Source organism: Streptomyces sp. 2-1 (assembly GCF_048564895.1).
Taxonomy (GTDB): domain Bacteria; phylum Actinomycetota; class Actinomycetes; order Streptomycetales; family Streptomycetaceae; genus Streptomyces; species Streptomyces phaeochromogenes.
In genome coordinates this window covers 10118647-10144117 of the sequence record NZ_CP183383.1, presented here as the reverse complement: position 1 = coordinate 10144117, position 25471 = coordinate 10118647, and the positions used below count along the sequence as shown (strand labels likewise).

Below are 25471 nucleotides of genomic sequence, written 5' to 3'. Positions count from 1 at the left end.
AGGAGTGGCTCATGTCCCAGGCGCAGCTGATGGACGGCACCGGTCTCGCCCGGCGGATCGTCGACGAGACGGCCAAGCGGGCGGCCGACCTCACCGAACGCACGGGGGTGGCGCCCTGTCTCGCCACCGTGCTGGTGGGCGAGGACCCCGCCTCCGTCACGTACGTACGGATGAAGCAGAACCGTTCCCGCAAGGCGGGTATCGAGTCGCGGCACGTGGCTCTGCCCGCCGGGACCACGACGGACGAGCTGATCGGCACGCTCACCGAGCTGTCCGCCGACCCCACCGTGCACGGCATCCTGTTGCAGCACCCGATGGGGCACCACATCGACGAGCGCGCGGCGTTCGAGGCGATCGCTCCGGAGAAGGACGTCGACGGGGTCACGCTGGCGTCCTTCTCGGCGATGAGCTTCGGTCTGCCGGGCTTCGCGTCGTGTACGCCCGGCGGGATCATGCGGCTCCTGGACGAGTACGACGTCGACCCGGCCGGTAAGCGGGCCGTCGTGGTGGGCCGCAGCGCGATCCTCGGCAAGCCGGTGGGGATGCTGCTGCTCGGCCGCGACGCCACGGTGACGTACTGCCACTCGCGCACGGCCGACCTGTCGGCGGCCGTGCGGGAGGCGGACATCGTGGTGGCCGCCGTGGGGCGGCCCCGGCTGATCCGCGGCGAGGACATCAAACCGGGCGCGGTAGTCGTCGACGCCGGTTACAACCCCGGCAACATAGGCGACGTCGACTTCGACAGCGCACGGGAGCGGGCCTCGCTGATCACTCCCGTACCGGGCGGGGTCGGTCCGATGACGATCGCCACACTGCTGGCCCAGACCGTCGAGGCGGCCACGCGGCAGACCGGCGCCTGATCAGCGAATCCACGCGCTGTAGTCCATGACGTCACCGGCCTTGAGTCCGTACTCGGGCTCGGCGGTCGTGGCGGTGCTCTCCAGGCCGAGGACGGCACCGGTGACCGGATCCATGATCAGCATCTGCCGGTAGCCGGTGCCGTCGTACAGGTACGCCTGACCGTGCCGGCCCAGGCGATCGGTCACCTGGCCGACGGACCGCAGTCCGTCGGCGTCCGCGAGGACTCGGGCGAGTGCCGCGTCCTCACGGGTGCCGAGGGTCCAGGTGTCGAGCAACAGCCGTGTGGCGTCCAGCAGTTCGGGCGTGGTCAGCGGGGTGTCGGTGTGCTGCGCCTCCTGCAGATAGGCGCGCAGCCGCTCGGCGTCATGCGGCGGTGGCGACTCGGGCGGGGCGTCGCTCCAGCTCGGTGGGAAGGTCTGCTCGCTGATGACGTGACCGTCGTCGACGAGGCCCGGATCGCCGTCCGCGTCGGAGAGGACCGGCCGGCCCGGGTGGCGCGGGTCGGTCGCGACGACCAGTTCCGTGTGGCTGTCGTCCGCGTTCCAGCGCACGATGCGCTCCACGGGGAGCGTGATCGGAGGCTTGTCCTCCGACATGCCCATGCTCCACGACTGCACATGCGTGCCCTTGCGGGGACCGGACGAACCGTCCGCGGCTGCCCCGCGCGCACGCTCGGCCAGCCGGTCCAGCGGTACGGGGGTGGAGTCCGCCCGGACCACCAGCGGGCGCGGCGCGGCCACGGCGGGGGTGGTGCTCGGGCCCGCGAGGAGGAGCGCGAGGGAGGTCACGGCGACGGCCGCGGTCGTCGCGAGGGCCCACACCAGACGCGTACGGCGGGGGCGGGGGCCGCGCAGCAGTCGACCGAGGCTGCCACGGCCGGGCAGGAAGCGGCCCGGCCTCGGGCGCTCGTCGGCCGGCGGTCCCACGAACTGGTTGAGGCGGCGCTCGGCCTCGTGGCCCAGCGGGCCGTCGCCGAAGCGGGGGTCGCCGGGCGGCACCGGGTTGGCGCGGCGCAGCAGTTCGAGTTCGTCAGCCATGGCGCTGCTCCTTCGGGGTGTCGCGGCGAGGCGTCGTGGGACCGGCGGCCACGGCGGGGCGCATGCTGTCGATCTCGGCTCTGAGCCGGCGGCGGGCGCGGTGCAGCCGCATCGCCGCCGCCCTGCTGCCGCAGCCGAGGGCCACGGCGACCTCGTCGATGCCGAGTTCCTCCCAGGTGGTGAGCCGCAGAACCTCCTGATCGGCGGGGGCAAGGCGGGCCAGCGCGTCGTGCACCCAGGCGCCGGGCTGCTCCGAGTCGGGGCTGTCCACGATCTGCCGGCCGTGCGCGGTCTCGTCGTGACCGAGCTTGTCGACGAGTCGCCGGCGACGTCCGTAGCCGCGTACCGCGTTGGACAGGCAGTTGCGGGCCACTCCGTACAGCCAAGGAAGGGGGGACGCGGGCAGGTCGGACCGGCGTCGCCAGGCGACGGCGAAGACCTCCGCCACCACTTCCTCGACTTCGCTCGTCCGGCCGTCCAGTCGCCGCGCAACGTACCGGCTGACCGCCCAGTAGTGCTCGCGATAGGCAGCGGCGAAGGTCTCGTCGTTGCTCATGTTCCGTAGGTGTCCGGCAGTCCCTCGATCGTCACACCTGTACGCGGTGATCCTTGTCGCTCCGCCCAAGTGTGACGCCGGGCCGGGCCGCGGACACAGGCGGGGTATGGAGAGCAACACTGTCACCGCGGCGCTCGCGCCCCCGCGTGCGGGCCGTCGCCGGGGCCTCGCCGCCGTCCGCTGGCTGACCACCACTGACCACAAGACGATCGGTACGTTGTACCTGGTCACCTCGTTCGCGTTCTTCTGCATCGGCGGCGTGATGGCGCTGTTCATGCGCGCCGAACTGGCCCGTCCCGGCACGCAGATCATGTCGAACGAGCAGTTCAACCAGGCGTTCACGATGCACGGCACGATCATGCTGCTGATGTTCGCGACGCCGCTGTTCGCGGGCTTCACCAACTGGATCATGCCGCTGCAGATCGGCGCGCCCGACGTGGCGTTCCCCCGGCTGAACATGTTCGCCTACTGGCTGTACCTGTTCGGCTCGCTGATCGCGGTCGGCGGGTTCCTCACCCCGCAGGGCGCGGCAGACTTCGGCTGGTTCGCCTACAGCCCGCTCTCCGACGCGGTCCGTTCGCCGGGCATCGGCGCCGACATGTGGATCATGGGTCTGGCGTTCTCCGGCTTCGGCACCATCCTGGGCGCGGTCAACTTCATCACCACCATCATCTGCATGCGCGCCCCGGGCATGACGATGTTCCGCATGCCGATCTTCGTGTGGAACGTGCTGCTCACCGCGGTCCTCGTGCTGCTCGCCTTCCCCGTCCTCGCCGCCGCGCTGTTCGCGCTGGAGGCGGATCGGAAATTCGGCGCACACATCTTCGATGCCGCAAATGGTGGGGCCCTGTTGTGGCAACACCTGTTCTGGTTCTTCGGGCATCCAGAGGTGTACATCATCGCGCTGCCGTTCTTCGGCATCATCAGCGAGGTCATCCCGGTCTTCTCCCGCAAGCCGATGTTCGGCTACATGGGCCTGATCGGCGCCACCATCGCCATCGCCGGCCTGTCGGTGACGGTGTGGGCGCACCACATGTACGTCACCGGCGGTGTACTCCTGCCGTTCTTCTCCTTCATGACGTTCCTCATCGCCGTCCCAACAGGCGTGAAGTTCTTCAACTGGATCGGCACGATGTGGAAGGGGTCCCTGAGTTTCGAGACCCCGATGCTGTGGGCGACGGGCTTCCTGATCACCTTCACCTTCGGTGGTCTGACCGGTGTCATCCTGGCCTCGCCGCCGATGGACTTCCACGTCTCCGACTCGTACTTCGTGGTGGCGCACTTCCACTACGTGGTGTTCGGCACGGTGGTGTTCGCGATGTTCTCCGGCTTCCACTTCTGGTGGCCGAAGTTCACCGGCAAGATGCTCGACGAACGCCTCGGCAAGATCACCTTCTGGACGCTGTTCATCGGCTTCCACGGCACCTTCCTCGTCCAGCACTGGCTGGGCACGAACGGAATGCAGCGCCGGATTCCCGACTATCTGGCCGTGGAAGGGCTGACGGTCCTCAATACGGTGTCCAGCATCTTCTCCTTCGTCCTCGGTCTGTCCCTGCTGCCGTTCTTCTACAACGTCTGGAAGACGGCCAAGTACGGCGAGAAGGTCGAGGCCGACGACCCGTGGGGCTACGGCCGTTCGCTGGAGTGGGCGACCTCCTGCCCGCCGCCGCGGCACAACTTCGTCGTCCTGCCGCGCATCCGTTCCGAGTCCCCGGCCTTCGACCTGCACCATCCCGAAATTGGTGCCGCGGGCGCCCAGTTGCCTGTGGCGGAGAGGGTTCTGCGGTGACCGCGATGGACGAACGGCCGGTCGATGCGGGGGCGTTGATCAACGAGTTGGAGGGTCATCTCCTGATCGAGGCCACCCGGGGTGAAGGGCGGGCCGAAGCGGGCCGCTTCACCCGGCAGTTCGAGTGGCTCACCGACAGCCAGCGGGCCGAGGTCGAGGAGCGATTCGCGGAGGAGTACGTGTCGCTGACGCGGCTTTCCTGGCGGCGGACGGTCCAGCGGGGCGCTGAACTGCGGGGTGAGTACGAGGAGTTGTACCGGGTGTTGCGTCGACGGCTGCTCTCGGTGTGGCTGTTCGGCGTGGCTCTCATCAGCGGGGCCGCCGTTGTGGTGGTGTCGCTGGCCCGGCAATGACGGACCGAGCCGTGATCCGGAGGTGCGGGGCTTCCCGCAGCCGAAGCCGCTGGAAGCCCCGAGCTGTGGGACAGGCTCAGACGCTGACCACGATCTTCCCCCGCGTGTGTCCGCGCTCGGCGTATGCGTGCGCTTCCGCGATCCGTTCGAGCGGGTAGGACCGCTCGATGCGCGGTGTGTAGCGGCCTTGCCGGCCGAGTTCGCCCGCTTCGGCGAGGAGCGTGGAGTCGTTCTCCGCGTTGGCGATGTGCACACCCAGGCGCTGCGCGTTGGTGTGGTCGGCGACCGTCGAGACACGAACGGGGTCGCCGACGATCGCGACGATTTCGGCCAGGGATCCGGAGGCCGCGGTGTCGAGCGCGATGTCGACACCGTCCGGAGCCAGGGCGGCGAGGCGCTCCGCGAGGCCGGTGCCGTAGGTGGTGGGAACGGCTCCGAGAGAGGTGAGGAACTCGTGGTTGCGCTCGCCGGCCGTCCCGATCACGGTGGCGCCCTGAGCCACCGCGATCTCGACCGCGGCACTGCCCACGCCTCCGGCGGCGCCCTCGACGAGAAGGGTGCGCCCCCGCAGGGGACCGAGCGCCTTCAGCCCGCCCATCGCGGTCACGGATGCCAGACCGGCGCCGGCGGCCTCCTCGTCGGTCCACGTGGTGGGCGCGTGGGCCCAGGCCGAGAACACGGCCAGCTCCGCTGTCGCGCCGGTGACGCCGCCCAGCCCGAAGACACGGTCGCCGATGCTCACTCCGTGCACGCCCTCACCGGTCTCGTCGACCACACCGACGGCGTCCCGCCCGGGAATCGCGGGCAGGTCCACGGGGAGCACCTCGCGCACCGCACCGGACCGCACCTTCCAGTCGACGGGATTGACGCCGGCCGCCGCGACGCGGACGCGGATCTCGCCGGGCCCGGGATGCGGGTCCGGCGCCTGCTCGACCACCAGGGTCTCCACACCGCCGTACTCGTGATAGCGGACTGCGCGCATGACGTTCTGCCTTTCCACGCGGCCTGAACCAGCCGCTCGTGAGGTCAGTGGGGCGAATGTTCGGCGAGCGCCGACGCCCATCACGCTAAAACCTGACGTTGGTGTCAGGTGCAAGTCGAACCTGCCGGAGGAGAGGGGGGACCCGTGCGCATTGGTGGCCTGCCGAGCAGAGTGGTCCGCGAGGTTCTGCTGTGCGTGGACTTCGGTGAGGCGCCGGTAGGCAGCGGCGCGCTCGACGGCCAGGGGGCGGGTACCCCCGGGCCGGAGCCGTGCTCACTGCCGCGGCGCGCGGCGACGTGGCCGACCGGCTCCGGGACGAGGACGGGGTGGGTCCCGTCCTCGCCGCCGTGGAGTGAACCGGCCGGTCGGCTGGCTGACTGGCTGGCCGACTGGCCAATGGAGGCTGAAGCACCGTCAGCCGCCAACGCCCTGCCCCGCAGGTCAGGGCGCTGCGGCCCCGGCTACAACCCCCTCCCCCCTACCCCCTACGCCACCGTGACGTGCACCGTCATCTCGTCGGCCCCGGGTGTGCCCACCGTCTCGATGGTGACCCCGGTCCAGGTGCCCTGGGGCAGGTTCAGCGGCGGAACCGTCTTCTCGCCGACCGTGGTGTTGTCCTTGAACGGGTACAGATCGTCGCTGTCACCGCGGTTGCCCCGGCCGAACATCCGGGAGAGGTCGCCGCGGCCGTCCGCCTGGAGGAGTTCGATGGCCAGGTTCTGTTCGTCGTTGACGTTGTCGATCGATTCGTCGACGACGTAGACGGCGATCCCCTCGTCGGGCAGGAAGGCGTCCTGGCCCCGGCGGCGACGGTACTCGACGAGTATGTACTGGCTGTCGGTCATGGTCGCGGGGTTCTGGATGAACACCGCTTCGCCGTCCTCCGCGGCGGGCCGCAGCCTGATGTCCCGGGTGGTCTTGTTCACCACCTGGGGCTCGATCCAGCCGTGGAACATGCGCAGCATGGCGGTCGGAAAAACCGGGGTCAGCCCGCCGTTGCCCCATGAACCGCCCGCCATCAGGCAGTAGTTGCCGAGTCCGGCCGACCGGGTCAGCTGTTGCTGGCCGGTGTCGTAGTAGTCGGCCCAGCGTGCCGCGAGGTGGCCCCACTCGTGGGCGCAGACGCCGACTGCGCTGTCTTCGGGGACGGTCAGGAAGGTGCGCGCGGACAGGCCCGGACCGACGTCGACGCCACCGGGGATCGTCCACTTGAGGCTCCACAGGTCGCCGCGCTGGGTCGTCTGCTCGGCGCCGCGTCCGGCGTGGATGACGAACAGGGCGGTGACGACTCCTTCGTCGAGCGCGTCGAAGGAGGTGAAGTCGACTCCGGCGTCCCGGGCCGCCAGTACGGCGTCCCGCGCCAACCCCTGTGAGTTGCGCGGGAAGTTGGCGTTCATGCCGGAGTTGCCGTCGGCGTAGAAGGACAGCGGCTGCGGCATCCGGAACCAGCCGTGCACAGCACCCTGGACGTCGATGCCGGTGCTCGGTGACGTGTCGAAGGCGCTGACGTCGCGGTAGAACGAGCGCATGCTGCCGGTCGGGAACTCGTCGAGGCCGAAGAGCATGCTGTCGTAGTGGCCGGGGCCGTGGTCGACCTCGTGCGGCTGGTCGGGGAAGTCGACGAGCAGCACCAACGTCCTGATGGTTCCCCGGAGTTGGGACGACGGGCGGGTGATGAGCTGCTTGTCGGTGCTGGGGCCCGGGTCGAGGGCTCCGTCGTCGAGGCCGACGAGGTTCTCGCCGCGTCGTCCGGCGCGCCAGACGGTGTAGTACTCCTCGAACGTCATGTTCCCGGGCAGGCGGCGCTGCTTGAGCAGTTCGAGATAGCGGGCGTACAGCTGCGCCAGAGCCTGGGGCGACAGCGGTACGGGACAGGCTGCGGCACAGTCGTGGACTGGTCGTACAGGGCTGAGCGTATGACGCATCAGGCACCCCCTTCACGGGACGAACCCCTCTTGCCGGACACGGAGAATCCAGAAAAATCCGGCCATGCGAAGGCCGTACACCTTCTCATAGTTGGGCCCGAGATTACTGTCAACGTGCAGTCGTACAGCGGAACTTGGGCGCGCCGAAACGGAACTCTCCGGTCCCCCGACGGGCCCGGATCTACGAGCCCTCCGGACGCCATCCCGCCGGGCGCAGGATCCCCAAAAGCAACCCCACGAGTTCGTCCACCACCTCGTCGAGGCTCGCGTCGACCCAACCCGAACTCCAGTCGTGCAGCAGGCCGTTGACGCTGCCGATGAACGCCGCGGCGGCGATCCGGTAGTCGCGGGGGACCGCCTCGCCCCGGACCGCGGCGGCCGTGGCCTCGGCACAGACGAAGTCGATCCAGTGGGAACGGCGGGCCAGCCGTTGCCGTTCGAGCCGCGGGCTGACGCCGATGATCTCGACGAACGTGATGCGCAGGCGGCGCGGATCGCCGGTGACGTTGGCGGCATAGGCGCGGAAGGCCGCCGTGGCGCGTTCCTCGATCGGTGCCCCGTCCGCCTCGGCGAGACCGGCCAGGGCTGCCTCCTCGGCCCAGTCGTTGACCTGGAGGTGGAGGGCGGCCAGTACGTCTTCGAGGGTGCGGAACTCCTCGTAGAACTGGCGGGTGGACAGGCCGGCGGCCTCGCTCAGGGCGGAGACGGTCGTGGCGCGGTAGCCGGGGGCGTCCCCGAACAACTGGATTCCGGCGTCCAGGAATCTCCGGCGACGCTCGGACTTCCGCTCCTCGGCGGTCTTGCCGCCGTAACGACCGGTCGGCGTTCGGAGCCTGCCCGCCATTGACCCTCCCTGATCGATCCGACGGCCAATTTTGTCCTGTCCGGAGTCTTGTGGTGAGCGGGCCCCGCTCCTTACTTTCCAGTAAGTCCAATCTGAACGCGCACGTTTTCAGATTCCTCGCCTTGTCATGCTCCCCACACATAGGAGAGATCGGTCATGTCTGCCTTCAGAGCCCGGCACGCGTGGTCCATCGCGGCCGCCCTCGCCCTGACCGTCACCGCACCGGCCACCGCGACCGGCGCCTCGACCGCCTCCGCGGATCTGCGGGAGGTGATGTTCGTCGGCAACAACTGGGAGGGCACCGCCGACGTCATCAAGTCCGGCGGCGACTTCGCGAAGGTCGGCCGGATCAACGTCATCCCGGACAAGGACGCGCGGATGGCGGAGATCAACGCCGACCCGATCAAGTGGATCGCCTTCATGACCATCCGCAACAGCGTGGGCGAGGGTCACGACCAGTTCGTCGACGACATGTACTCCACCCCCGACGGCAGGTCGATGGTGGTCTCCCGGCCGAGCTTCGCCGACGTGGTCTCGATCGACCTCGCCTCGGGCGGCATCAACTGGCGCTTCCCCGTGTCGGGCTTCCGCGCCGACCACATGGCGGTCTCCCCCGACGGCACCCGGGTCGCCGTCTCGGCCTCCACCTCCAACACCGTGCACGTGCTGGACATCAACACGGGCAAACAGGCGGGCTCGTTCGCCACGGGCGACAAGCCGCACGAGAACATCTTCACCAGCGACGGCAAGCAGATCTGGAACATGGCGATCGGCGACGTCAACACCGCGACCGACGCCCCATGGCTGGACTGGACGAAGGGCGACCGGAAGATCACGGTCGTCGACGCGACCACGTTCAAGCAGGTCAAGGTCATCGACATGCGGGAGCGGCTCGACGCGATCGGCCTCACGGACTACTCCGACGCGGTCCGCCCGGCGGCCTTCAGCCCGGACGAGTCGAAGCTGTACTTCCAGGTGTCGTTCTTCAACGGCTTCTTCGAGTACGACATCGCCACGGACCGGATCACCCGCACCAAGACACTGCCGAAGAACCCGGCGACCAGCACCGACCGCACCACCTGGGTCAACGACTCACGCCACCACGGCATCTCGATGAAGCCCGACGGCACGAAGCTGTGCGTCGCGGGCACGATGGACGACTACGCGACCGTGGTCGACCGCGCCACCCTCCAGGAGGGCCCGCTCGTCCCCGCCTCCAAGCCCTACTGGGCGACCGTCAGCGGTGACGGCAAGTCCTGCGTGGTCTCCGAGAGCGGCGCCGACCAGGTCACGGCGATCGACTTCAACACGGGCAAGAAGACGGTGTCCGTGCCGGTCGGCGACCACCCCCAGCGCGTCCGGCTGGCCCACGTGCCTGCCAACTGGACGGGGACGGCCGCCGACTGACCTGCTCCGCCCGGCAGCCCCGCGCCCCAAAGGGGCGCGGGGCTGTGACACTTTGCGGCTCCGCCGCGTGGGCGCGACCAGCCACGACGAACCCGCAGACGACACACCGGCCCCGGCGGAGCCCCTAGCTGAACTCCGAAGCCATCCACGAGGACAGCTCCGAACGCGCCGCGCTCAGCACCGAAGCAGACGGGGCGGTCGCGCCATTGGTGACCAGGGCGTAGTGCAGCGTGCCCGAGTCGGCCGCGGTGAGGAGCAGCCGCCGACTGCCGGTGCCGCCCGGCTCGGCCGCCGTGGCGATCGGCGTGGTGCGGGTGTACGCGGGCGGACCGAACACCGTCCCGAGGTCGGAGACCACCGTGGTCGACGCGTTCGGGAAGGACGCCGGGAGATGCAGTTCCGTCGGCTCGGCGCTGCCGTCGGAGCGCCAGACCTGCAGCGCGTACTGCCCTGAGCCCACCAGCTGGGCGACGTTCGGCAGGGAACTCGGCACGGGGTTCCACGTCAGTGTCGTGGAGCCGTCCCGTGAGCGGTCCTCGTAGGTGAAGGCGAGGGAGCGGCCCGCCGTGGCGCTGGGGTAGACGCGGTCGAGCATCCGCGCGTCCTGGCGCAGTACGGCCTTGCCGGAGTCGTCGAGGCGTACCGCGGACAGGTCCTCGTCGTTCCAGGCGTCGCCCGCGGTCTGCACCTCGTTCGGGTTGTCGTTCATCAGCTCGTGGTGGCGGCCGTTGTAGATGTCCCACTGCCACTGGGAGCCGGACAGGACGGGTCCCGAACTCGCGGGATTTGCCCACCAGTTGGCGCCCTTCACGCGGGAGTCGAGGGCCTGGTACATCGCCTTGTAGACCGTGGGCGCCTTGTCGGAGACGGAGCCGGTGAGCGGGTGACCGAACTCGCTGATGATCGCCGTCGTCCCGGTGGCCGTGGCCCGGTCGCGGACGGTGCCGAAGTCGCCGACGTACTGGCCGTCCTCGGCCTTGCCCCACATGAAGACGCCGGAGATGGCCTTCTGGTCGTAGAAGTGGGTGTTGAAGACGTAGCGCGAGCCGAGGGTCGCGTCGAGCAGTCCGCCCTCCTGCTTCTGGAAGTCGATGTTGGCGTTCCAGAACAGGTTCGGCTCGACGAAGGCCGGCTTGGCCTGCCAGCCCGCCGCGTCCATCCGGGCGCGGAACTTGACGTAGAACGGCCACAGGACGTCCTTCTCCCACGCCCGGCTGGTCTGGCCCGAGTCGTAGGTGCCCGCGTGCGGCTCGTTCCACGGGTCGAAGCCGACGACGCCCGCGAACTGGGCCGCGGTGAGGTTCTGCTTCACGTACGCCATCGTCTTCTGGGCTGTGTCGAGGAAGGCGTCCTGGAGCCCGTACTCGTTGTGCCAGAAGTCGTAAGTCGCCTGTGTCACCGCCGCGTTGGAGGTGATGTTCTGGCCCCAGAACGGGCAGATGCCGCAGTACTCGTCGGGGTAGTCACCGAGGTCGACGGCCCACTTGGGGGCGCCGTCGCCGGTGTACCAGCTGTCCGAGTCGAACAGCCAGCGGGAGTAGAGGTCCTGGTGGAAGTCGGGGTACACGCGGATCCCGGCGTCCAGGAACGCGCGTATCTGGTCGGTCGCGGCGGCCAGGTAGGCCGGGTCCACCTGGCCGCGCGTGGGCTCCGCGTAGGCCCAGGAGAGCAGGAAGCGGACGGAGTTGCCGCCGCCGAGCGCCCGAAGCGCGGTCGCGGACTTCTTGGCGTCCGCGACCGACGCGAAGGGAAGGCCGTTGTTCTCCTTGAGTTTCGTCTCGCCGGAGACGTTGTAGCCGCGCAGCACGACCTCGCGGCCGAGGCCGTCGGTGAAGCGGCCGTTCTGGACCGTGAGGGTCGCGGCGGCGGCCGGGTCGAACCACAGATCGTCGGGGAGGGCTGAGGCGGGCTGAGCTCCGGTGGTCGTCAGGAGACCGGTCAGGAGTACGAGGACGCCGAGCAGATGCACACGCAACTTCGACATGTGCACAACAGTCGCGGGTGCCTCTTCGGCCCGTCAAGACTCCTGACTTGAGAGTAAGTCACCTTTTCCGGAATGGAGTTGTGCCGGTCACTCGCCGATCATCCGCCGATTCGCCGCGTCACGTTCAGCAGGTACTCCTTGCGGTTGAGCGGGTTGTGATCGGTACGCGGCCGGTCCCGAACCGTGCCTCGCGCGAGCGGCGCGTAGTGGTCGAACGCGGCCTCCAGCTCGCCCTCTCCACTGGTCAGACCCGGTAGCTGTTGCTCGAGACCATGGACCTGGGCCGCCGGGATCGCACCCTCCAGCACACATGAGGTGCCCCGCGTCTCCGTCGTCCGGGGCACCGCCCGCAGCCCGGAGAGGACCGGGAGCAGGGCGCCCAGCGAGTCCACCGGGGCCTCCAGGCGGAATCGGTGCATCGGCTCGTACACCTGGCTGCCGGCCTCTCGCAGCGCGTCCATCAGGACGAGCGGGGTGAGGCCGCGGAAGTCCGCCCCCGTGCTCGACATGCTCTTGTCGAAGCCCTGGTGCGCGTGGCTCTGCCGGGGCGAGTAGCCGGAGTGCGTCATGGTGACCGTGCAGTCCGGGACCCGCCAGCCGTGGATTCCCTGGTCCAGGGTCTCCCTCACCGTGTCCTCGACGGCCTTGAAGAAGGCGTACGGCATCGACCCCAGCTCGACCTCCAGCCGGAACTCCACGCCGGAGCCGACCGGCGCCGGATCGACACGCAGCCCGACCGTGGCGAGGAACGGGTTGGGTTCCTTGCCGTTGAACTCGACCGCAGCGCCGCTGCCGACGGGCCGCTCGACACAGATCGTCGTCGTCTCGCGGAAGCCGACGTCGAGGCCGAACTCGTCGGCCAGGGTCGCCTGTACGACCTCCTTCTGCACCTCGCCGTAGAGGGACACGGAGATCTCCCGGCGCGTCCCGTCCAGACGCAGGTTGATCAGCGGGTCCTGCTCGGCGAGCTGGGTGAGTGCGGTGTGCAGGGCGCCCTTGTCGGCGGGACGGTTCGGCACGACGACGGTTTCGAGGGTCGGCGGCGCGAAGAAGTGCTCGTACGACGGGCGCGCCAGACCGATGCTGTCGCCGATCCTGATGCCGTCGAGGCCCCACAGCTTGCCGATGCGGCCGGCGGACAGCAGTCCGTCCTGAGCATCCGAGCCGCGTTCGAAGACACGGACCGCGGTGACCTTGCCCTCCTTGTCGTCCCCGAAGGTCACCCGGTCCCGGGTCCGGACGGCCCCGGAGAACATCCGCGCGTACGCGACCCGCTCCCCCGCCCGGCCCCGCTCGACCTTGAACACCGTGCCGGAGACCTGTCCTTCGGTGTCGCTCCGGCCGGCGGGGAGCAGGTCCCTGATGCCGGTGATCAGCTCGTCCACGCCCGCGCCCGTCATGGCGGAGCCGAAGAACACCGGGTGCACGAGGGCCCGCCCGGTCTGGTCCGCGAGTGCCGTGCGGAGCAGAGTGTCCGGCACTCCGCCCTCGACGTACGCGGTGAGCAGCCGGTCGTCGTGGTCGGCCAGTACGTCGAGTGCGCCCGGAGCGAGCCCCGGGGCGAAACGCGCCTGGGGTGTGCCCTGTCCGACCGTCCGGCCCATCGGGACCACGGCCGGGGTGAGGCGCTCGGCGACGGCCCGGAGTACGGCCTCGTCCCGTGCGCCCCGGCGGTCGATCTTGTTGACGAAGACGAGCGTGGGAACGCGCAGCCGTCGCAGCGTCCGCATCAGGACACGCGTCTGCGCCTGGACGCCCTCCACGGCCGAGATCACGAGCACCGCGCCGTCGAGCACGCTCAGCACCCGCTCCACCTCGGCGATGAAGTCCGGGTGGCCGGGTGTGTCGATCAGATTGACCGTGACGTCGTCGATCTCGAACGAGACGACGGCCGACTTGATGGTGATGCCGCGCTGTCGTTCCAGCGCGAGGGAGTCGGTCTGGGTGCTGCCGTCGTCGACGCTGCCGATCTCGTCGATGATCCCGACGGTGTGCAGCAGCCGCTCGGTCAGGCTGGTCTTACCGGCGTCTACGTGCGCCAGAATTCCAAGGTTCAGCGTGTGCACCGCTTGTCATGTCCTTTGAAGTGAGAGGGATTCCTTCCTGGGTGGACATGAACGGTGCGCGCATTGCTGCTCCTTGACTCCGGTCGACTGTGCCTCGCGGCTGATCCCTTTCAGTCCATCAGGCCCTGGCATCCGCGAGCAACGGATTAACGCTCAACAAAGCCTGTCGCGGCACTCGCCCCTCCCCGGACACGGTCCTAGAGTGACGCCCATCACGTCCGGTGGCTGATTTCCCTCGCACGGTTCCCTGGGAGGGCACATGACCCGCATCTCGGTGAAGGTGGACGGCACGACGTACGAGGACGAGGTGGAACCCCGTCTTCTGCTGATCCACTATCTGCGTGACCGGCTGGGTCTGACCGGCACCCCGATTGGCTGCGACACCTCCAACTGCGGGGCCTGCACGGTCGACCTGGACGGCGAGACCGTCAAGAGTTGCTCCGTGCTCACGGTCCAGGCCGACGGGAGCGAAGTGACCACCGTCCAGGGGCTGGCCACGAACGGGGAGTGGCATCCCCTGCAGAGGGCGTTCCACGAGCGCCACGCCCTGCAGTGCGGGTACTGCACACCAGGGATGATCATGGCCGCGCGTGATCTGCTCCGCGAGAATCCGCAGCCGAGCGCGGACGACGTACGGCATGCGCTGGAAGGCAATCTCTGCCGGTGCACGGGCTATCAGAACATCGTGCGTGCGGTGCTGGCCGCTTCCGGGGCCCCCGAGGCGGATGTGGCTTCCGCGACTTCCGGCCAGGAGGCGAGGACATGAGCGAGCAGATCACCGAGCGCGAGGTCGGCCGGTCCCGTGCCCGCAAGGAGGACGCCCGGCTGGTCACCGGTCAGACGAACTGGACCGACAACATCAGCGTCAACGGACTGCTGCATCTGGCCATCCTGCGCAGCCCGATGGCGCACGCCCGCATCGACCGTGTCGACGTGACGCCCGCGCTCGAACGGCCCGGTGTCATCGCCGCGTTCACCGGCCGCGACCTCGCGGAGGGGACGGCGTCGCTGCCGTGCGCGTGGCCGGTGACCGAGGACATCGTGCTGCCGGACCACCCGTCCGTCGCGGTCGACGAGGTGCGGTACGCGGGCGACCCGGTGGCGGTGGTCGTGGCCCGCGACCGGTACGCGGCCGCCGACGCGCTCGAAGCGATCGAGGTCGACTACGAGCCGCTGCCCCCGGTGCTCGACCTGGAGGCCGCTCTCGCCGACGACGCGCCCCTGGTCCACTCGGACAAGGGAACCAACCGCTGTTACGTCTGGCCGCTGGCCACGGGCGAGAACTACGAGACGGTCAAACAGCGCGCCGACGTCGTCGTGCGCCGCCGCTATCTCCAGCAGCGGCTCATCCCCAACGCCATGGAACCCCGCGCGGTGGTCGTCACCCCGCTCGCCGCGTCCGGCGAGTACACGGTGTACTCGGCGACCCAGGTTCCGCACGTGCTGCGGGTGATGCTCTCCATGGTCACCGGCGTCCCCGAGCACAAACTGCGCGTGGTCGCCCCCGACGTCGGCGGCGGCTTCGGCTCCAAGCTCCAGGTGTACGGCGAGGAGGTCATCGCCCTCGACATCGCGCGGCGCCTCGGGCGGCCGGTCAAGTGGACCGAGTCCCGCTCCGAGGGCTTCCTCGCCACCCACCACGGACGCGGTCAGGTCCAGGACATCGAGATCGCCGCGACCCGCGAGGGCAAGCTGCTCGGTCTCAAGGTCGACCTGCTCGCCGACATGGGCGCCTATCTGATGCTCGTCACGCCGGGCATCCCGATCCTGGGCGCCTTCATGTATCCGGCGATCTACAAGATGGACGCGTACGACTTCACGTGCACGGGTGTCTTCACGACGCGTACGCCGACGGACGCGTACCGGGGTGCCGGGCGCCCTGAGGCCACGTACGCCATTGAGCGGATCATGGACGAGCTGGCCGTCGAACTCGGCCTGGATCCGGTGGAGTTGCGGCGCCGGAACTGGATCGGGCACGACGAGTTCCCGTACACGTCGGTCGCCGGACTGACCTACGACAGCGGCAACTACGAGGCCGCCACCGACAAGGCGCTCACCCTCTTCGGGTACGACGAACTGCGCGCCGAGCAGGCCAAGCGGAACGAGAGCGGCGACTCCGTGCGGCTCGGGATCGGGGTGTCCACGTACACCGAGATGTGCGGGCTGGCGCCGAGCCGGGTGCTGCGGGATCTGCGGTACGCGGCCGGCGGCTGGGAGGCGGCGAGCATCCGCATGCTGCCCACCGGCAAGGTCGAGGTGATCACCGGGACCAGCCCGCACGGGCAGGGGCACGAGACCTGCTGGAGCCAGATCGCCGCCGACGTGCTCGGGGTGCCCTTCGAGGACGTCGAGGTCGTGCACGGCGACACCAGGTCGGCACCGCAGGGCATGGACACGTACGGGTCGCGGTCGCTCGTCGTCGGAGGCTCGGCCGTGCATCACGCGGCCCAGAAGGTCGTCGACAAGGCACGGAAGGTGGCCGCGCATCTGCTGGAGGCCAGCGAGCACGACCTGGAGTTCACGGACGGCGCGTTCTCGGTGAAGGGGTCGCCCGAGGCGCGGAAGACGATCCAGGAGGTCGCCTTCGAGACGTTCTCCTCGCACGATCTGCCCGACGGCATGGAACCGACGATCAACGCCGAGCACCTGCTCGACCCGGACAACTTCTCCTACCCGCACGGCACGCACCTGTGCGCGGTCGAGGTCGACACGGAGACCGGGCGCACGTCGATCCGTTCGTACGTCTGCGTCGACGACGTCGGCCTGGTCATCAACCCTGTGATCGTCGAGGGTCAGGTGCACGGCGGGCTCGCCCAGGGCATCGCTCAGGCGCTGTACGAGGAGGCGGTGTACGACGACGAGGGCAACCTGGTCTCGGGCACGATGGCCGACTATCTGGTGCCCTCCGCGGTGGATCTGCCCGAGTTCACGACCGGTCGTACGGAGACGCCCGCCACCTCGAATCCCCTGGGGGTGAAGGGAGTTGGCGAGGCGGGGACCATCGCCTCGACGCCCGCCGTCGTCAACGCGATCGTGGACGCGCTCCGGCCACTGGGCGTCCAGGACATCGCGATGCCCTGCTCGCCGGGGCGGGTCTGGGAGGCCCTGCAGTCCGCCCAGGCCAGGGAGGAGACCCGGTCATGATTCCTCCGGCATTCGAGTACGTCAGGCCCGCCAGCGTCGACGAAGCCGTACGGACGCTCGGCGACGCGGGCGAGGACGCGAAGGTACTGGCGGGCGGGCAGAGCCTGCTCCCGCTGTTGCGCCTGCGGCTCACCTTCCCCGAACTGGTGGTGGACGTGGGCCGGATACCCGGGCTGCGCGGTGTGCGCGAGGACGGCGGCACGCTCGTCATCGGCGCGCTGACCACGCACCACGACGTCCTCGCGGATCCGCTGGTACGCCGTCACGCGGGCCTTCTCGCGGCGGCCACGGCGACGGTCGCCGACCCAGCTATACGCCACCGGGGCACCCTCGGCGGCTCGCTCGCCCATGCCGATCCCGCGGGTGATCTGCCGGCGGTGGCGCTCGCGCTGGACGCGGAACTGGTCGCGGCGGGGCCCGGGGGCCAACGGACCATCCCCGCAAAGGAGTTCTTCGTCGACTACCTCCAGACCTCGTTGCGGCCGGACGAGTTGCTGGTCGAGGTGCGGCTCCCGATGACGGACAAGGCCGAAGGCTGGGGCTTCCACTACGAGAAGTTCAGCCGGGTGGCGCAGGCCTGGGCCGTGGTCGGCGTCGCGGCACTGGTGCGGCGCGACAACGGGCACATCGCCGAGGCGCGGATCGGTCTCAGCAACATGGGGTCCACTCCGCTGCGGGCCTCGGCGACCGAGGAGGCGCTGGTGGGGGTGGGGCCGGACGGCGTCGCGGGGGCCGCGCGGTCGGCGGCGGAGGGCACCCGGCCGACCGGCGATCCGTCCGCCTCGCCCGAGTACCGGGCGCATCTGGCACGGGTGCTGACGCGGCGCTCGGTGCTGACCGCCGCGGGGATGGGGTGAGGAGCCGATCGCAGGCATGGACGGAGCGGGGTCGGGGCCGAGCACAGGGCCGGGGCCGGGTGCAGGCTGGGGTTCCGGGCCGGGCTCGGGCCAGGGCGAGCGGCCCGACGACGACTTGAGCGCCGGCGGGCCGTCCGACGACCGGCCGGGCAACCGTGGGGCATCCCACGGCGGCTCGGGCGGTGGCGGGGCCTCCGGTGTCGAGGCGGCTTGGCCGACAGGCCCCGGCGACATCCGGGATCGGCTCGAGAAGACCGGGTACCTCGTCGACGACGGCCTCGCGGTCGCGTGCTTCCTCGCCCTGAAGCTGCGTCGGCCGATCTTCTGCGAGGGCGACGCGGGTGTGGGCAAGACCTCGCTCGCGTCGGCCCTCGCCGCCGCGCTGGACGCTCCGCTGATCCGCCTCCAGTGCTACGAGGGCATCGACGCCTCGCAGGCGCTGTACGACTGGGACTTCCCGCGCCAGTTGCTGCATCTGCGGGCGGCCGAGGCGGCCGGTGTCACCGACGCGGACCGTCTTGAGGGCGAGTTGTACGGGCGGCGGTTCCTGGTCGCCCGGCCGCTGCTGCGGGCCCTGGAGACCCAGCCGTGCGTACTGCTCGTCGACGAGATCGACCGTGCCGACGACGAGTTCGAGGCGTTCCTGCTGGAGCTGCTGTCCGAGTACACGGTCACCGTCCCCGAACTCGGCACCCTGCGCGCCGAGTCGCCGCCCGTCGTGGTCCTCACCTCGAACCGGACCCGTGAAGTGCACGACGCACTGAAGCGGCGCTGCCTCTACCACTGGTTCGACCATCCCGGCTTCGCCCGCGAACTCGCCATCGTACGAGGGCGGTTGCCGGGTGTGACGGCACGGCTCGCCGAGCAGGTGACCGGCCTCGTACAGGCGCTGCGCGCGGAGGATCTGGTGAAGCCGCCCGGGGTCGCGGAGACGATCGACTGGGCGGAGGCACTGGACGCGCTCGGCGCCACGGAGGTCGACGCGGAGCTGGCGGTGGCCACGCTGGGGTCGGTGCTGAAGTACCGGGAGGACCTGGAGCGGGCCCGCGGTCTCGATCTGACGGCGCTGCTCGCGGTGCGGGGCGCGTGAGGCGCATGCGATGCGTGAGACGTGCGGGGAGCGGGGCGTGAGGTGACCGGGACGGAGCGCGGGGCCGACGTCGAGGAGCGCGCCGGGGCGGCCGTCGACGTGCCCGCCGTCCTGGTCGGCTTCGCCCGTGCCCTGCGCGCCGCGGGGGTCGAGGCGGGGCCCGACCGCGTACAGGCCTTCCTCGGCGCGCTCGACGTACTGCGGCCCGGGATGCGGTCCGACGTGTACTGGTCGGGGCGGCTCACGCTGTGCGGCAGCCGGGACGATCTGGAGCGGTACGACCGGGTGTTCGCCGCCTACTTCGGGGGCTCGGCGTCCGAGGCCCGGGCGATGCGGGCCGCTCCCCCGCCGCGGCTGCGGATGACCGTACGGGACGCCGGGCCCGCCCCCCGTGCGCAGGTCGAGGGCGAGCGGGACGCCGTGCCCACGGCGGTCCTCGCGAGTGCCGCCGAGGTGCTGCGGCACCGGGACTTCGCCGGGCTCACCGATGCCGAACGGGGTCAACTCCGGCGGCTGCTGGCCGCGTTCGCGCTGCGGGGCGAGCTCCGGCGTACCGCCCGGCTGCGGCCCGCCAGACGCGGGGTCGTCGATCCGCGACGCACTGTGCGGGAGGTGCTGCGGCGCGGCGGCGAGCCCGCGCCGCCCCGGATGCGGGCACGGGCCGAGCGACCGCGCCGGGTGGTGCTGCTGGTGGACGTCAGCGGCTCGATGTCCGCGTACGCGGACGCGCTGCTGCGGTTCGCACACGCCGCCGCGCATGCCGGGCCGTACGGCGGCCGGGCTCGTACGGAGGTGTTCACGATCGGTACGCGGCTGACCCGGGTGACCCGTGAGCTGACCCACCGCGATCCCGAGGCCGCGATGGCCGCGGTCGCGGCGGCCGTGCCGGACTGGCGGGGCGGTACCCGGCTCGGCGAACTGCTGCGGGGCTTCCTCGACCGGTGGGGGCAGCGCGGTATGGCGCGCGGCGCGGTGGTCGTCGTGCTGTCGGACGGCTGGGAGCGTGGCGATCCCGAACTGCTCGCGGCCCAGATGCGACGCTTGCACCGGCTGGCGCACCGGGTGATCTGGGCCAATCCGCGCAAGGCCCGTCCCGGCTACGCGCCCCTGGCCGCCGGTATGGCGGCGGCGCTGCCGAGCGTTGACTCATTCGTCGAGGGACACAGCCTGGCCGCGCTGGAACGTCTGGCGGCGGTGGTGAGAGGAGCGGGCGATGCGTGAGATCCTCCCGGCGCTCGGCCGGTGGTACGCGGAGGGCTCCCCCTTCGGTCTCGCCACGGTCGTCGCCGTCAGCCGGAGCGCGCCACGGGATCCGGGCGCCTCCATGGCCGTCGGCCCCGGTGACGAGGTCGTGGGCAGCGTGTCCGGCGGTTGTGTAGAGGGGGCGGTGTTCGAGCTGGCCCAGGACGTGGTGGAGTCCGGCGAGGCACGGCTCGAAACCTTCGGGTACAGCGACGAGGACGCCTTCGCCGTCGGTCTGACCTGCGGCGGGGAGATCACCCTCCTCGTACGGCCCGTCACCGCCGCCCTCGATCCGTCCTTCGGGGCGGTCGTTGAGTCGGTCGCCGCAGGCCGCCCGGTGACCGTGGCCACGGTGATCGACGGCCCTGCTCGGCGCGGCGCGACCCTCGCCGTCTGGGAGGACGAGGTGTCGGGCACGCTCGGCACGACGGGCCTGGATGTGGCGGTGACCGCCGACGCGCGGGGCGAACTGGCCCTGGGCGCCACGGGACAGCGGCACTACGGCCCGCGCGGCGAACGGCGCGAGGACGCCGTGACGGTCTTCCTGCACTCCTTCGCTCCCCCACCGCGCATGCTGGTCTTCGGGGCGATCGACTACGCGGCCGCCGTGGCCCGCATCGGCGCCTTCCTCGGCTACCGGGTGACCGTGTGCGACGCCCGGCCCGTCTTCGCCACCCCGAAACGCTTCCCGGCGGGCGTGGAGGTCGTCGTCGAATGGCCGCACCGCTATCTGCACGCCACCCCGACCGACGAACGCACGGTGATCTGTGTCCTCACCCACGACCCCAAGTTCGACGTGCCGCTCCTGGAGGAGGCGCTGCGCCGGCCGGCCGCGTACATCGGGGCCATGGGCAGCCGTCGTACGCACGACGACCGGATGAAACGGCTGCGGGACGGCGGACTCGGCGAGGCCGAACTGGCCCGGCTGCGCTCGCCGGTCGGCCTCGACCTCGGAGCACGTACGCCCGAGGAGGTGGCCGTGTCCGTCGCCGCCGAGATCGTCGCCCTGCGCTGGGGCGGCAGCGGCGCACCACTGACGGCGACGGCCGGGGAGATCCACCCGCGGGAGCAGTGACGAGCCACGGCCGTCGCGGCGGCCCCGGTCGCCCTGCGCCTCAGTCGTCGTGTCAGGAGTCGGCGTGTCAGGTCTCGTCGTGGAAGTCGGCGATGATCGCTTCGAGGTGGCGCAGGGCCGTGGTCACTCGGGCCGGGTCCTCCTGGAAGAAGGGGTCGTCGAGTACGGGCAGTGATCCGGCGAGCGCCCAGCCGCGTCCGCGTGCCCAGGTGGCGTCGTCGTCGCCGAGTGCCTCGCGGAAGGTGCCGCGTGCCGTGTCGGGCAGGAACTTCCATGCGGGCAGCACGTCGACGGCGGGGTCGCCGACGCCGAGCGTGCCGAAGTCGATGACCGCGCTGAGGTGGCCGTCGACGGACAGCAGGTTGCCGGTAGCGAGGTCGCCGTGGAACCACACCGGCGGTCCGTCCCAGGCGGGCGCCGCGAGCGCCGCGTCCCACACAGCCGTCACCGCGTCGGTGTCGACCACGCCCTTGAGCTTGGCGATCTTCGGCCGGACCAGGGCGTCGGCGGCCAGCGAGTCGCGTTCGTCGCCCATGGGCACCCCGCGAAACGCGTTGCTCCACTGCGGTCCAGGGCCGTCGGTGGCGTCGATCTTCCGCAACGCCCTGATGAACTCGGCCAGTTGTCCGGCCGCTCGCACCGGATCCGCGAGCCCCTCGGTGGTCGCCGTCTCGCCCTCCAGCCACCGGTAGACCGACCAGGGGAAGGGGTAGCCCTCCCCCGGCGCCCCCGCCGCGAGCGGTTCGGACACCGTCAGCGGCAGATGCGGGGCGAGCAGCGGCAGCCAGCGGTGCTCCCGCTCGACCTGCCCGACCCAGCGCGGGTAGCGGGGCAGCCGTACGGACAGGACGTTGCCGAGCCGGAACGTCGCGTTGTCCATCCCTGACCGGGGCACCGGCGAGATCGGGAGTTCAGCCCACTGCGGGAACTGGGCGGCGAGCAGACGGCGGACGAGGTCGGCGTCGATGGTCACGTCGTCGTGGGCATGCGGGTCACCGGATGACAAGGGTCAACTCCTGGATGCGGACCGGGAAGCGGCCGACCCATCCCATCCGCCGGACCATGCACCGTCCACTGATTTTCTGCCCGCCCGTCCGCCGCCCGAGCCGTCAGCCGTCAGCCGTCAGCCGTCAGCCGTCAGCCGTCAGCCGTCAGCCGTCAGCCGATCGTCGGGGCGGCAGCCGGTGGAGTCGTACGTCGACGAGCTCGCCGTCCTTCACCGACACCGTCATGTACGTGCAGTGCGGCTGGCGTCGGCGGTCGGTGGGCGAGCCCGGGTTGAGGAGGCGCAGGCCGGTCGGGGCCGTGGTGTCCCAAGGGATGTGGCTGTGGCCGAAGACCAGGACGTCGAGGTCCGGGAAGCGGGCGGCGCAGCGCGTCTCGCGGCCTTGGGCGGCGCCCGTCTCGTGGACGACTCCGACGCGCAGGCCGTCCAGGTCCGCCCGGGCGATCTCGGGGAGGCGGGTCCTCAGCTCGGGGCCGTCGTTGTTGCCGTACACACCGATGAACCGGTTCGAGCGGCTCTCCAGGAGGTCGAGGGTGGCGGTGTCCACCCAGTCGCCGGCGTGGATCACGACGTCGGCGCGCGGGAGTTCGGCGAGGAGTGGCGCGGGGAGTTCCTTGGCGCGCTTGGGGAGGTGAGTGTCGGACATCAGGAGGAGGCGCACGTGATCAGCCTAGGACGGGCGGTTCTGTCACGGGCGGCTCGGTCACGGCGAGCTCGGCCCACACCTGTTTGCCGCCGCTGACCGGGACCGTTCCCCAGGTCGCGGAGAGTGCCTCGACCAGGAGGATGCCACGGCCGCCCGTGGCCTCCCAGCCGATGCTGGTGGGCTTGATGGGCGTACGCGGCGAGGCGTCGGCGACGGCGATCCGCAGGCGATCGTTGATGAGGGTGAGGTCGAGGCGGACCTGGCCGTCGGTGTGCACGAGGGCGTTGGTGACGAGTTCGGAGACGACCAGGAGGATGGCGTCGGACTCCTCCATGACACCCCAGACGCGCAGGGTGCGCCGGGTGAAGCGGCGGGCGTGGCGGACTGCTTCCGGTACGCGCCACACGGTCCAGCTCTCGCGCAGCGGCCTCAGATCGAGTCCGTCGTAGCGCATGAGGAGCAGGGCCACGTCGTCGCTGCGGTTGGCGCCCGCGAGCAGGGCGTCGGCGACGAGTCCGAGGTGGGCGGGGTCGGCGGCGGACAGTTCGTCGGCCAGCCGGTTCAGGCCGTCCTCCATCTCGAGCTCGGAGGACTCGACCAGGCCGTCGGTGGTGAGGGCCACGATGGTGCCGGGCCGCAGCGGCAGCGGGCTCATCGGGAAGTCGGCCTGGGTGATGACGCCGAGCGGTGGTCCGCCCTCGGTGACGACGATCTCGGTGGTGCCGTCCGGGTGGCGCAGGACGGGCGGCAGGTGTCCGGCGCGTACGCACCAGGCCGTGCCCTCCGCCATGTCGACGTCGACGTAGCAGCAGGTGGCGAAGAGGTCGGTCTCCATGTCCATGAGCAGCCGGTTGGCGTGCGAGACGACCACGTCCGGCGGGTGGCCCTCGACGGCGTACGCGCGTAGCGCGGTGCGCATCTGGCCCATCAGGGTGGCCGCCTGGGCGTTGTGCCCCTGGACGTCGCCGATGACGAGGGCGACATGGCTGTCGGGCAGCGGGATCACGTCGTACCAGTCGCCGCCGACCTCCAGGCCCGCCGTGGTGGGCAGGTAGCGGGCCACGGCCTCCGCGCCCGGCAGGGGCGGCAGTCTGCGCGGGAGGAGGGTCCGCTGGAGCATTCCGACGAGTTCGTGTTCGGCGTCGAAGGCGTGGGCACGCATGAGGGCCTGGCCCGCGAGACCGGCGGAGGCGGTGAGAAGGGCGCGCTCGTCGGGGCCGAAGTCGTGCGGGGTGTCCCAGCCGATGAGGCAGGCGCCGGCCATTCGGCCGCTGCCGGCCGGCAGCGGGAGGATGGCGAGGCCGCCGGGGCCGACCTCGGCGAGCGTGGCCTCCAGCGGGGTTCCGGCCGGCCAGATGGCCGCACGTCCGTCGCGCAGGGCTGCCGCGAGGGTCGGCATGGTGCGTACGGGCGCGTCGGGCCACTCCGAGCGCCACTCCGAGCGCCAGACCTCGGGCCAGGCCTCCGGCTCGGGCGGGTCCAGGACGGTGACGACGAGGCGGTCGCCCTCCAGCTCGGCCAGGGCGATCCGGTCCGCCTTGAGGGGCCGGCGCAGGGCGGTGACGACGGCCTGGCTGACGTCGTGGACGGTGCCCGCGGTGGCGAGGGCCGCGGCGAGGCGCTGGACGCGGGCGACCTCGTTGCCGCCGGAGCGCAGCTTGGAGGCGTCCGCGACGGTGCCCACCAGCCGGGACGGGCGTCCGTCGGCGGCCGGCAGCAGTCGCGCGCGCAGCCTGAGCCACCGCTGGTCGCCCGAGGGCTGGAGGATACGGAACTCCAGCTCGCGCTCGCCGACGGACATGTGGTCGGACTCCACCACGGACATCAGCGAGGGCAGGTCCTCCGGCACGGTCATGCCCAGCAGGGTCTCGACCTTGCCGTCGAACTCGTCGGGGGCGAGCCCGAACAGCTCCAGCATCTCGTCGTCGACCTCGACGCGCCCGGTGTCCATGGCCAGGCTGAAGGAACTGCTGGGCAGGTCCTCGGAGTCCGCGGATCCGGTGGAGGGCGGGAAGGAGACGGCCTCGGCGAGCAGTTCGAGACAGACCCGGTCCTCTGTGTCGAAGCCGCCCGGGTTCTCGTTCACGGCGACCAGACAGCCGCCGCCGCGCGGGTCCGGGGGCAGCGGCAGGGCGGCCAGCCAGAAGTCCCCCGCGGGCATCGGGCGGGCACCGGGACGCACGGCGAGCTCCTCGGCGCTGAGCCACAGGGGCCGGCCGATCCGGTAGGCGTCCGCCGCGGGCGAGCCGCCGGAGAGCGGGTAGCTGTCGCGCAGCCCGTAGAGGGACCGGGGCACGCCCGCCGCCTCGATCAGACACAGTTGGTCACCGCTGTCGCCCGGCGCGTAGACGGTGGCGAGCGTCGCGCCACCGAACACCAGTGCCTGTTCGAGCACGCTCCGTAGTCGTTCGGGGGCCCCGAGGTCCGCGTGAAGCGTCTTGAGGGCAAGTTCGGTACGCAGCGTTCTCGTTCTGCGTTCCGCAGCGCCCTCACTGACCACGTCCGCAATTACAGCGCTTCCGGGACTGCGGCGCAGCCCCTGTGACCGTACGGAGGCAGGTCATGGGTCCGGCGGGACCCGGAAGCGGGGCCTCCGGGCGGCCCCGC

General features: G+C 70.8%; 20 protein-coding genes. 10 read left to right on the top strand and 10 right to left on the bottom strand.

The annotated features are described in order from the left end of the window. The first annotated feature begins 11 nt into the window (after positions 1 to 11). Positions 12 to 860, top strand: a complete 849-nt coding sequence (locus ACN20J_RS44300; RefSeq protein ID WP_419668217.1) for a bifunctional 5,10-methylenetetrahydrofolate dehydrogenase/5,10-methenyltetrahydrofolate cyclohydrolase — start codon at positions 12 to 14, stop codon at positions 858 to 860. Here ACN20J_RS44300 and ACN20J_RS44295 read toward each other — a convergent pair whose 3' ends face one another. Continuing rightward, positions 861 to 1898, bottom strand: a complete 1038-nt coding sequence (locus ACN20J_RS44295) for a CU044_5270 family protein (protein ID WP_419668216.1) — start codon at positions 1896 to 1898, stop codon at positions 861 to 863. Next, complete coding sequence (locus ACN20J_RS44290) at positions 1891 to 2454, bottom strand: RNA polymerase sigma factor (protein ID WP_189842819.1); 564 nt, start codon at positions 2452 to 2454, stop codon at positions 1891 to 1893. Before ACN20J_RS44290 ends, ACN20J_RS44295 begins: the two co-directional genes overlap by 8 nt. Before the next feature lie 106 nt (positions 2455 to 2560). Here ACN20J_RS44290 and ctaD point away from each other — a divergent pair, with 106 nt between their 5' ends. Both ctaD and ACN20J_RS44280 read left to right on the top strand, forming a co-directional pair. Beyond that, positions 2561 to 4243: a cytochrome c oxidase subunit I gene (gene ctaD / locus ACN20J_RS44285; protein WP_419668215.1), complete on the top strand. Its 1683-nt coding sequence runs from the start codon at positions 2561 to 2563 to the stop codon at positions 4241 to 4243. A 5-nt stretch (positions 4244 to 4248) separates the two neighbouring features. Then, on the top strand, positions 4249 to 4596 hold the full coding sequence (locus ACN20J_RS44280) for a hypothetical protein (RefSeq protein ID WP_189844243.1): 348 nt from the start codon (positions 4249 to 4251) through the stop codon (positions 4594 to 4596). Positions 4597 to 4672: 76 nt separating this feature from the next. Here ACN20J_RS44280 and ACN20J_RS44275 read toward each other — a convergent pair whose 3' ends face one another. The 3 genes from ACN20J_RS44275 to ACN20J_RS44265 form a co-directional block, all read right to left on the bottom strand. Then, complete coding sequence (locus ACN20J_RS44275; RefSeq protein ID WP_419668214.1) at positions 4673 to 5578, bottom strand: NADP-dependent oxidoreductase; 906 nt, start codon at positions 5576 to 5578, stop codon at positions 4673 to 4675. Positions 5579 to 6063: 485 nt separating this feature from the next. Beyond that, positions 6064 to 7503, bottom strand: a complete 1440-nt coding sequence (locus ACN20J_RS44270) for a M6 family metalloprotease domain-containing protein (RefSeq protein WP_213089926.1) — start codon at positions 7501 to 7503, stop codon at positions 6064 to 6066. 181 nt (positions 7504 to 7684) lie between these two features. Next, positions 7685 to 8347: a TetR/AcrR family transcriptional regulator gene (locus tag ACN20J_RS44265; protein WP_419668213.1), complete on the bottom strand. Its 663-nt coding sequence runs from the start codon at positions 8345 to 8347 to the stop codon at positions 7685 to 7687. Positions 8348 to 8503: 156 nt separating this feature from the next. Here ACN20J_RS44265 and ACN20J_RS44260 point away from each other — a divergent pair, with 156 nt between their 5' ends. Then, a complete protein-coding gene (locus ACN20J_RS44260) occupies positions 8504 to 9754 on the top strand; it encodes a YncE family protein (RefSeq protein ID WP_361885912.1) in 1251 nt (416 codons plus the stop codon). A gap of 124 nt (positions 9755 to 9878) precedes the next feature. On the opposite strand, the gene ACN20J_RS44255 is transcribed toward ACN20J_RS44260, so the two are convergent. Together ACN20J_RS44255 and ACN20J_RS44250 are read right to left on the bottom strand one after the other, a co-directional pair. Next, the gene (locus tag ACN20J_RS44255) at positions 9879 to 11738 is read right to left on the bottom strand and encodes a cellulase family glycosylhydrolase (protein ID WP_419668212.1); all 1860 of its coding nucleotides are present in this window, start codon (positions 11736 to 11738) and stop codon (positions 9879 to 9881) included. 98 nt (positions 11739 to 11836) lie between these two features. Further along, positions 11837 to 13804, bottom strand: coding sequence for a GTP-binding protein (locus ACN20J_RS44250; RefSeq protein ID WP_419668211.1), 1968 nt, complete (start codon positions 13802 to 13804; stop codon positions 11837 to 11839). Between the two features lie 259 nt (positions 13805 to 14063). Here ACN20J_RS44250 and ACN20J_RS44245 point away from each other — a divergent pair, with 259 nt between their 5' ends. Genes ACN20J_RS44245 through ACN20J_RS44220 form a run of 6 tightly spaced genes read left to right on the top strand, consistent with a single transcriptional unit; the run spans position 14064 to position 21212 of the window. Then, positions 14064 to 14570: a (2Fe-2S)-binding protein gene (locus ACN20J_RS44245; protein ID WP_361914182.1), complete on the top strand. Its 507-nt coding sequence runs from the start codon at positions 14064 to 14066 to the stop codon at positions 14568 to 14570. Then, positions 14567 to 16948, top strand: a complete 2382-nt coding sequence (locus ACN20J_RS44240) for a xanthine dehydrogenase family protein molybdopterin-binding subunit (RefSeq protein WP_189844108.1) — start codon at positions 14567 to 14569, stop codon at positions 16946 to 16948. The genes ACN20J_RS44245 and ACN20J_RS44240 overlap by 4 nt, the downstream gene beginning before the upstream one ends. Continuing rightward, on the top strand, positions 16945 to 17805 hold the full coding sequence (locus ACN20J_RS44235; protein WP_361885901.1) for an FAD binding domain-containing protein: 861 nt from the start codon (positions 16945 to 16947) through the stop codon (positions 17803 to 17805). The genes ACN20J_RS44240 and ACN20J_RS44235 overlap by 4 nt, the downstream gene beginning before the upstream one ends. A 16-nt stretch (positions 17806 to 17821) precedes the next feature. Continuing rightward, positions 17822 to 18895, top strand: coding sequence for an AAA family ATPase (locus ACN20J_RS44230; RefSeq protein WP_419668210.1), 1074 nt, complete (start codon positions 17822 to 17824; stop codon positions 18893 to 18895). Positions 18896 to 18937: 42 nt separating this feature from the next. Next, positions 18938 to 20116 (top strand): vWA domain-containing protein, encoded by a 1179-nt coding sequence (locus ACN20J_RS44225; protein WP_419668209.1) that lies wholly within the window; start codon positions 18938 to 18940, stop codon positions 20114 to 20116. Continuing rightward, the gene (locus ACN20J_RS44220) at positions 20109 to 21212 is read left to right on the top strand and encodes an XdhC family protein (RefSeq protein ID WP_361885895.1); all 1104 of its coding nucleotides are present in this window, start codon (positions 20109 to 20111) and stop codon (positions 21210 to 21212) included. Before ACN20J_RS44225 ends, ACN20J_RS44220 begins: the two co-directional genes overlap by 8 nt. 67 nt (positions 21213 to 21279) lie before the next feature. Here ACN20J_RS44220 and ACN20J_RS44215 read toward each other — a convergent pair whose 3' ends face one another. From ACN20J_RS44215 to ACN20J_RS44205, 3 genes are all read right to left on the bottom strand, one after another. After that, complete coding sequence (locus tag ACN20J_RS44215) at positions 21280 to 22218, bottom strand: aminoglycoside phosphotransferase family protein (protein ID WP_419668208.1); 939 nt, start codon at positions 22216 to 22218, stop codon at positions 21280 to 21282. Positions 22219 to 22363: 145 nt separating this feature from the next. After that, positions 22364 to 22879, bottom strand: a complete 516-nt coding sequence (locus ACN20J_RS44210; protein WP_419668207.1) for a metallophosphoesterase family protein — start codon at positions 22877 to 22879, stop codon at positions 22364 to 22366. 4 nt (positions 22880 to 22883) lie between these two features. Next, positions 22884 to 25373 (bottom strand): SpoIIE family protein phosphatase, encoded by a 2490-nt coding sequence (locus ACN20J_RS44205; RefSeq protein ID WP_419669064.1) that lies wholly within the window; start codon positions 25371 to 25373, stop codon positions 22884 to 22886. Positions 25374 to 25471: the final 98 nt, after the last annotated feature.

Coding starts and splice junctions, on each gene's coding strand:
- ACN20J_RS44275 (WP_419668214.1), bottom strand. CDS start 5,578: ATGCGCGCAGTCCGCTATCACGAGTACGGCGGTGTGGAGACCCTGGTG.
- ACN20J_RS44260 (WP_361885912.1), top strand. CDS start 8,504: ATGTCTGCCTTCAGAGCCCGGCACGCGTGGTCCATCGCGGCCGCCCTC.
- ACN20J_RS44265 (WP_419668213.1), bottom strand. CDS start 8,347: ATGGCGGGCAGGCTCCGAACGCCGACCGGTCGTTACGGCGGCAAGACC.
- ACN20J_RS44280 (WP_189844243.1), top strand. CDS start 4,249: ATGGACGAACGGCCGGTCGATGCGGGGGCGTTGATCAACGAGTTGGAG.
- ACN20J_RS44255 (WP_419668212.1), bottom strand. CDS start 11,738: ATGTCGAAGTTGCGTGTGCATCTGCTCGGCGTCCTCGTACTCCTGACC.
- ACN20J_RS44245 (WP_361914182.1), top strand. CDS start 14,064: ATGACCCGCATCTCGGTGAAGGTGGACGGCACGACGTACGAGGACGAG.
- ACN20J_RS44290 (WP_189842819.1), bottom strand. CDS start 2,454: ATGAGCAACGACGAGACCTTCGCCGCTGCCTATCGCGAGCACTACTGG.
- ACN20J_RS44300 (WP_419668217.1), top strand. CDS start 12: ATGTCCCAGGCGCAGCTGATGGACGGCACCGGTCTCGCCCGGCGGATC.
- ACN20J_RS44240 (WP_189844108.1), top strand. CDS start 14,567: ATGAGCGAGCAGATCACCGAGCGCGAGGTCGGCCGGTCCCGTGCCCGC.
- ACN20J_RS44235 (WP_361885901.1), top strand. CDS start 16,945: ATGATTCCTCCGGCATTCGAGTACGTCAGGCCCGCCAGCGTCGACGAA.
- ACN20J_RS44220 (WP_361885895.1), top strand. CDS start 20,109: ATGCGTGAGATCCTCCCGGCGCTCGGCCGGTGGTACGCGGAGGGCTCC.
- ACN20J_RS44295 (WP_419668216.1), bottom strand. CDS start 1,898: ATGGCTGACGAACTCGAACTGCTGCGCCGCGCCAACCCGGTGCCGCCC.
- ACN20J_RS44230 (WP_419668210.1), top strand. CDS start 17,822: ATGGACGGAGCGGGGTCGGGGCCGAGCACAGGGCCGGGGCCGGGTGCA.
- ctaD (WP_419668215.1), top strand. CDS start 2,561: ATGGAGAGCAACACTGTCACCGCGGCGCTCGCGCCCCCGCGTGCGGGC.
- ACN20J_RS44270 (WP_213089926.1), bottom strand. CDS start 7,503: ATGCGTCATACGCTCAGCCCTGTACGACCAGTCCACGACTGTGCCGCA.